The organism is Streptomyces sp. WAC05292, assembly GCF_003949955.1.
Classification (GTDB): domain Bacteria; phylum Actinomycetota; class Actinomycetes; order Streptomycetales; family Streptomycetaceae; genus Streptomyces; species Streptomyces globosus.
The window spans coordinates 1-6,836 of the sequence record NZ_RPSE01000351.1 but is presented as its reverse complement, the minus strand read 5'-3'; the positions used below and the strand labels follow the sequence as shown (position 1 = coordinate 6,836).

The 6,836-nt window shown below is 76.4% G+C and carries 6 protein-coding genes; 2 read left to right on the top strand and 4 right to left on the bottom strand.

Annotated features, from left to right (window positions below):
* The 3 genes from EF903_RS26365 to EF903_RS26355 form a co-directional block, all read right to left on the bottom strand.
* Positions 1-1,442 (bottom strand): condensation domain-containing protein (locus EF903_RS26365; RefSeq protein WP_125547254.1); only part of this gene is annotated, 1,442 nt, incomplete at its 3' end.
* A gap of 39 nt (positions 1,443-1,481) precedes the next feature.
* Positions 1,482-3,092: a hypothetical protein gene (locus EF903_RS26360; protein WP_260615948.1), complete on the bottom strand. Its 1,611-nt coding sequence runs from the start codon at positions 3,090-3,092 to the stop codon at positions 1,482-1,484.
* Positions 3,089-4,216, bottom strand: a complete 1,128-nt coding sequence (locus EF903_RS26355; RefSeq protein ID WP_125547252.1) for a LysR family transcriptional regulator — start codon at positions 4,214-4,216, stop codon at positions 3,089-3,091. The genes EF903_RS26360 and EF903_RS26355 overlap by 4 nt, the downstream gene beginning before the upstream one ends.
* Positions 4,217-4,288: 72 nt before the next feature.
* Between EF903_RS26355 and EF903_RS26350 the strand changes: the two genes are divergently transcribed.
* Entirely contained in the window at positions 4,289-5,161 is an 873-nt protein-coding gene (locus EF903_RS26350) for an NAD-dependent epimerase/dehydratase family protein (RefSeq protein WP_125547249.1), read from the top strand.
* On the opposite strand, the gene EF903_RS26345 is transcribed toward EF903_RS26350, so the two are convergent.
* Positions 5,119-5,598 (bottom strand): hypothetical protein, encoded by a 480-nt coding sequence (locus EF903_RS26345; protein WP_125547247.1) that lies wholly within the window; start codon positions 5,596-5,598, stop codon positions 5,119-5,121. The two genes, EF903_RS26350 and EF903_RS26345, sit on opposite strands and share 43 nt — an antisense overlap.
* A 143-nt stretch (positions 5,599-5,741) precedes the next feature.
* On the opposite strand from EF903_RS26345, the gene EF903_RS26340 reads away from it, so the two are divergent.
* Positions 5,742-6,815, top strand: a complete 1,074-nt coding sequence (locus EF903_RS26340) for a DUF2330 domain-containing protein (protein ID WP_125547245.1) — start codon at positions 5,742-5,744, stop codon at positions 6,813-6,815.
* The last annotated feature ends 21 nt before the right edge of the window (positions 6,816-6,836 follow it).

Here is a 6,836-nt window from a genome sequence, read left to right as displayed (position 1 = left end):
GCCCCCACCGGCCCCCGCGGGGCCGCCAGAGCGATCGGGCGGCCGAAGGAGCCGTGGCGTGCGATCTCCGTGACCGTCCGCCGCAGCGCCTCCTGGAACGCGGCCATGGTGTGGCGCGCCGCCGGGGTGTCCACGTAGATCGAGTTCATGTGGAGCCCGTCGGCGTCGCGCTGGAACCAGGAGCACACGCCGTTCGCACGCGCCGACCAGACGTGAGACGCGGGCCGCCAGTCGGCGTGCCGCTCGGCGCCGGGGCACTTGCGCATGTCGATGTACGAGAAGAAGTTCACGGGGTAGGGCCACGACCGGGCCGCGAACTCCTCCGGCGCCAGCAGCTCCCAGGCCCGGACGAACGGCACGTCGATGTGGTCCATCATCGCGCCGAACCCGGCCCGCACCCCCGCCACGACTTCCGCGAACCCCCGCCCGGGCGAGGCGTCGAACTCGATCGGCATGGTGTTCACGAACCAGCCCACCGACTGCGACCAGCCCGACCGCCCGCGCTCGCTCACCGGCATGAACCCCCGGTACACGCCCGGCCCCCCCGCGTCCCGCAGGCACACGGCCACCGCTGCCAGCACCCCCATGAAGGCCTTCCCGCCGGCCTCCCGGCACGCCTTGTCGAAGACCTCCGTCTCGGCCGCGTCCAGCAGCGGCGACGCCTCGTTCACGATGGGGTACATCAGGCCCGGCTCCACGCCCAGTTCGAGGGGGAACCGGGGGAAGAACTCGCCCCCGCCGCGGGCGATGAAGTCCTTCCAGTAGCCGAGCCGCGCGTCGCCGGCGTCGAAGGAGAGGTAGCGGCGGCGCTGCTCCTCCGCGAAGTCCAGGTAGCTGGGTGCCGACTGCTCGTCGAGCTGCTCGCCCCGGCGCAGCGCCTCGTACGCGTCCTGCACCTCCCGCACCACGATCGGCATGGACAGGCCGTCGCACACGATGTGGTCGAAGGCGAGGTAGACGGTCGCCGAGCCGGGGCGCAGGACCGCGCCCATCGTGAACAGCGGCCAGGCCAGGGTGTCGATGCTCCGCTTGAACCGTTCGGAGAGGAAGCCGACCAGCTCAGGAGCCGAGTCGAAGGACGCGACGGGGTGGACGGCGAGGGCGAGTTCGGCCGGCGGGATCGGCTCGCACGCCAACTCGCCGGCCAGCCGCCGGAACTCGCACCGCAGCACCTCGTGCCGCCGGACGAAGGCGAGGAGGGCCCGTGTCATCGCCTGCTCGTCGAGGTCCTCGGATACCTCGAAGGTGACCGCCAGCCAGGAGGCGACGGGATCGTCGGCGCCGCGGCTCTCCTCCGCGACGGTGAAGTGCTTGTCCTGGTTGAAGGACGCCCTCCTGCCCTCTGTCTCCGCGGCCGGCCCCGGCCCTGCCGTGGACCGCAACCGCCATTCGACGACCCGGCCCGGTGCCATGCCGTGCATCTCCAGAGGAAACTGCCGCATTCCGTCATCCCTTCGCCCCCCAGTGTCAACCCCTTGGGGCTAACGACACCCGGGCCGCGGAAGTGACGGGGCGGCGGCGGCCCCGGTGCCGGGGGCAACGTCCGGCCCGGCCCGCTCGGCCTGCGCGACGAGCCGCTCCACCACCGCCGCCGGGAGCGCCGCATGGCCGGCCGCGGCCTCCGCCACCTCCGCGTGCGGAGAGTCCAGCAGCCCGGCCACCACGGCCGCGGGCAGGGCCGGGTGGGCGGCGGCGTCCCCCCGGGCCCGCGGGTCCTCGAGGCACACCAGCAGCGCCGGGAGCGTCGCGTTCGGGTGGAGGGCGATCGCGCGGAGCGCCCGCCGAACCGGCGGATCGAGCCGGGCCAGCTCCTCCAGCAGGTCTTCCGGGGCCCGGGGGTTCGCGGCGACCCGCGCGCAGACCTGAACCCCGTGCCGCGCCACCATCGTGCGCAACTGCTCCGCGGACAGGCCCGGGTGCGGGGCAGCGGCCTTGGCCACCGCGGCGTCCGCGTCCCCGGCCAGGGCGTCCCGCAGCGGGGCGGGCAGGTCGTGCCGCTCGGCGATCAGCGTGCGCACCGCCGCCGGGGCGGAGGCGGCCGCGCGGGCGAGGTCGCCCGGGTCCGCGGCGAGGACGGACGGCAGCAGTACCGGGCCGATGCGCACCGCGGAGGCCACCTCTCCCAGGACGTCGAGCGGCAGCCCGGGGTGGCGCGCCAAGGCGCGCAGCAGGTCCGGGTCGTCGCGGCGTGCCGCCAGGGCGCGGATCAGGGGCGCCCCGACAGCCGGGTTCCCGGCGACCGCGCAGCGGACCGCGGGGGCCGGGTCCGTGCCGAGGCGCGCGTACGCCTCCTGCGACAGGCCGGCCCGTTCGGCGAGGGCACACCGGACCAGGACGGACGGGTGGCCGGCCAGCTGCGCCGCGATCGCCGCCGGGGTCGCCGGATTGCGAGCGGCCCGCTCCAGGATGTCGTGGACGGCGGACTCGTGCGCCCCGGAGCAGCGGGCGCGGGCGGGCGGTTCGCACGGGGCGGGAGCCTCTCCGCGGCGGCACACGGGGCAGGACCGGATCGGCGGGAGCCCCTCGCCGGTGACGAGAGCGGCGAGCACCTCCGGCGGGGTGGCTTCGTTGAGCGCGGCGGCCGATCGGACCTCGGCGTCGGGGTGCGAGGCCAGCCGGGCGGCGACCGCCGGATCCGCCGTCCACAGCGCGAACTCGGCGGCGACGCCCGGGTCCGGGTCGGCGGCCAGCACCTCCGCGACGTCGGACGGCAGCCCCGGGCAGGACGCCAGCCGCCACCGGACCTCCCGGTCGGGGGAGGCCGCCAGGAGCCGGGCCCACCCGGGGCGGCCGGAACCCTCCTCCAGCAGGGCAAGCGCCGCGCGCGGCCGGACGGCCGGATCCGCGTCGTCGGGGGAGAGCAGCCCGGAACGGGCGAGTACCACCGCGGTGTCCGCGTCGGCCTCGGCGAGGGCGCGCACCCGATCCGGGCCGAGGTCGCTGCGGTCGCAGAGCGTCCAGGCCAACTCCCGCCCGGCAGCGCGGTCGCCGCCCGGCCCCAACCCGGCGACGGCGATCGCCACCAGCCGGTCGAGGAGGCCGGAGGGGAGGTCGGCCCGGGCCGCGACGGCGGGGAGCAGACGACGGCTCATCCCACGGCCCCCTCAGCCTCTTCGGGAGCTGGGGCGCCCGTGGCATCCATGACCCGCACAGCCCCCGTGGCCCCCGCGGAGCCTGTGGCTCCTGTGGTGCTGGTGGCTCTCGTGGCCGGCGTGGTGCCCGCGGCCCCCGTGCCGGCCGGGTTGCCGGCGGTCCCCGTAGCGCCCGCGGCGCTCGCGGTACCCGCGGCCTCCGCGGCGCCCCTGGCGCTCGCAGGCCCCGGTGCCCCCGCGGCCGGTTCCGCCGCCGCGCGGAGGGCGGCCGCCAGCGCCTGCGCGTACGGCTGCGCCCGGCGCCGGACCGGCCCGAGCAGGCCGATGTGCCGGGGCGGGACGGGCGGCTCGACCCGTACGGCGGTGCATCCGGCGGGCGGGGCCAGGCACACCCGGGGGACCAGGGCGACGCCCACCCCGGCGCCGACCAGCGTCTGGGCGAAGAAGTAGTCCGTGGTGGAGGCCGCCACCCGCAGCTCGAACCCGGCCTGCTCCGCGTACCGGCGCAGGAACGCCTCCGTCCGCAGACAGCCCACCACCCAGCGGGCGCCGCCGAGTTCGTCGGGGCCGAGGGCCTCCCGCCCGGCCAGCGGGTGCCCGGGCGGCAGGACCAGCCACAGCGGGTCGTCCAGCAGCGGCGTCCAGGCGACGCCCGGCGGCAGGGGCAGCGGGCCGTCGAAGGCGTACGCCACCGCCAGGTCGGCCGCGCCGCCGCGGACCATCGCGAGCGCGGCTTCCGGTTCGGCCTCCAGCACCGTCAGCTCGACCTCCGGGTGCGCGGCCACGAACCGGGGGAGCGCCTCCGGCAGGAGGTGCCGGCCGCCGCTGGTGAAGGTGGCGAGCGTCAGCCGCTGCCGCACCGCGGCCAGCCGGTCGATGGCATGCCGGACCTGGTCGAGCTCCGCGGAGATCGTCTCGGCCGCCTCCACGAGCAGCCGCCCCGCCTCGGTCAGCGTCACCCCGCGGGGGCTGCGCACCGCCACCGGGTGGCCGACGCTCCGCTCCAGGGCGGCGACGTGCTGGGACACCGCCGACGGGGTCAGCAGCAGGGCCGCGGCCGCCCGGTTGAAGCTGCCGTGCTCGGCCACCGCCCGCAGGACACGCAACCGGTGCACATCGAGCATGCAGTTTTCCTTACGGGATGATCAGCGGATCGTCGGTTCTCCGGCGGACCCTATCCCGGCAGAGTCGGGGCCATGAAGCGGATTCTCGTCATCGGCGGCAGCCGGTACTTCGGAAAGCACCTGGTCGGCGGCCTGCTGGAAGCCGGCCACCAGGTCTTCGTCCTCAACCGCGGCACCACCGCCCCGCCGCCCGGCGCCCTCCACCTCGTCGCCGACCGCGACGACGCCCGCGGCCTCGCCGCCGCACTCGGCCCGCACACCTTCGACGCCGTCGTCGACCAGGTCTGCTACACGCCCCTCCAGGCGGCGGTCGCCCGCCGCGTGTTCGCGGGGCGGGCCGCCCGTTACGTCATGACCTCCACGATGGAGGTGTACGACCCGGCACCCCCGACCGCCGAAGCCCGCGCCTACGCCGACGGCAAGCGGCACGCCGAAGCCGTCCTCGCCCGCCCGGAACCGGACGGGACGGCGGCGCCCTTCGCCTTCGCCGCGGTCCGCACCGCGCACGTCCTCGGCGGCGGACGCGAGGAGTTCACCGGGCGGCTCGCCCACTACGTCGCGCGGATCGGCGCCGGCGAACCCGTCGCCGTGCACCGCGCCCCGTACGCCACCTCGTTCGTCCACCACCGCGAGATCGCCCGCTTCCTGCACTGGGCGGCGGAGCAGGAATTCACCGGAACGGTGGACGCCGCCTCCCACGGTTCCCTCGACGTCCTCGCCCTGTGCGACGCGGTCGCCGCCCGGGTGGGACGCGCCCCCCGCCTCCGGGTCGTGGCGCCCGGGGAGCCGGCCTCACCCTTCTCCTACGACCGCGCCTACGCCCTCGACAACAGCCGCGCGGCCGCCCTCGGCTTCCCCTTCGAGCAGGTCGCGGACTGGCTCCCGCAGGCCGTCGCCGAGGCTCAGGCGGCCATGCCGAGCAGCTCCAGCACGCCGTCGGCGTAGGCCGCCGACACCGAGCCGGGCCGGTCCACCGCCTCCCTGCGCAGCGAGTCCGCGGCACGCCGCACGAACGCGGCGCACTGCCCGTACAGGCCCGCCTCGTACGCCGACCCGTCGTCCTCCGCGCCCAGCATCGCCAGCAGCGTCCACAGCAGCGCCTCGCGGGTCGCCTGCCGGGGCGGGCCCGCCGACCACACCGCCATCAGCACCCCGCACACCGCGGGGGCCGGCGGGCGCAGCACCCCCGCCAGGAAGGCGTGCCCTTCGAGTGCGCGGAACGCGGAGGGGTGCCCCTCGGCGGCGTTCCACAGGGTGTCCACCAGATGCCCGGCGCCGCGGCCGCACCCGCAGGCGGCGGAATCCCAGTCATGCCGGGAGATTTCGGCCACGACGGTGTCGGGCACCAGCGGGCTGCTGCGCGGGTTGTCCGTCCCTCTCATGGCAGCAGTATGGGGATGCCGTCGGACAGCCGGACAGGGGACCCCCGCGGACCGGAACGTCCGGCACCGGCCCACCCGCCCACAGGGTTCAGGCCGGTGGCCGGAACCGGAACACCGGGGCCGTCGTCTGAGACCCCGTGTGGATGAAAAGCCGGATACCGGCCCTGCTCCTGGCCCTGCTCGCGACCCAGGCGGCCTCGCTGATCAGCCCCGCGTACGCCTGCGGCTGCGGGGCGATGATCCCGGACGGCGGCTCCCGCATCGGCGTCGAGCGCGAGACGTCCGTGGTCCGCTGGGACGGCCGCACCGAGCAGATCGTGATGCGGTTCACCGTCGGCGGGAACGCGCGCCGCGCCGCATGGATCATGCCGGTGCCGACCCGGGCGACGGTCGACCTCGCGGACGCCGGGATGTTCGCGGAACTCTCGCGGCTGACCGCGCCCGAGCGCCGCACCCGGTACCACTTCCTGCCGCGCAGCGGCGACTGGCCGTTCGACTCGGCCGACGGCGCCACCGCCGGCGCCGCGCCGGGGGCCGGCGCGCCGGCGGTCGGCGTCGTCGGCCGCGAACGGCTCGGCGCCTTCGACGTCGCCCGCCTGACCGCCACCGACCCGGCCGCCCTGCGCGGCTGGCTGGAGGCCAACGGCTTCTCCCTGCCCGGCACGCTCACCACCGAGGTGAAGCCGTACGTCGACCAGGGCTGGGAGTACGTCGCCGTACGGCTCGCCCCGCAGGACGGGAACGAGCCCCTGCGCGGCAACCTGGACCCGCTGCGGATCCGCTTCGACAGCGACCGCCTCGTCTACCCGATGCGGCTGTCGCGGATGGCCGAGACGCCGCAGACGCTGGGCCTGTACGTCCTCGCGGACCACCGGATGGAACCGGCGTCGGCGATCGGCGGGGCCGAACCGGAGGTCACCTTCGCCGGGCGGATCACCCCGCAGCAGCCGCTCGCCTCCCTCACGGACGGCAAGGAGGCGTTCCTGACGGCGATCGAGCAGCGGTTCCCCCACCCCGCCCGCATCGACGGCGACCACGAACTGCGCGCCACCGCCGCCGACCTCGAGGAGCCTGTCCCGGTACACCACCCGGCGGTACGGGGTGTCGGCGGCGTCCCCGCCTGGCTGCTGGTTCTCGGGGCGGCCCTGGCGACCGCCGCGGCAGCCGCTGCGACCCGGCTCCGCCGCCGCGCCGCCCGCACCGCGCCGCCCGCGTAGGGGGACGGGGGCGTACTAGCG

Bases quoted from the DNA above. Each gene is read 5' to 3' on its own strand.
- EF903_RS26345 (WP_125547247.1), bottom strand. From the start codon at position 5,598: ATGAGAGGGACGGACAACCCGCGCAGCAGCCCGCTGGTGCCCGACACC.
- EF903_RS26340 (WP_125547245.1), top strand. From the start codon at position 5,742: ATGAAAAGCCGGATACCGGCCCTGCTCCTGGCCCTGCTCGCGACCCAG.
- EF903_RS26350 (WP_125547249.1), top strand. From the start codon at position 4,289: ATGAAGCGGATTCTCGTCATCGGCGGCAGCCGGTACTTCGGAAAGCAC.
- EF903_RS26360 (WP_260615948.1), bottom strand. From the start codon at position 3,092: ATGAGCCGTCGTCTGCTCCCCGCCGTCGCGGCCCGGGCCGACCTCCCC.
- EF903_RS26355 (WP_125547252.1), bottom strand. From the start codon at position 4,216: ATGCTCGATGTGCACCGGTTGCGTGTCCTGCGGGCGGTGGCCGAGCAC.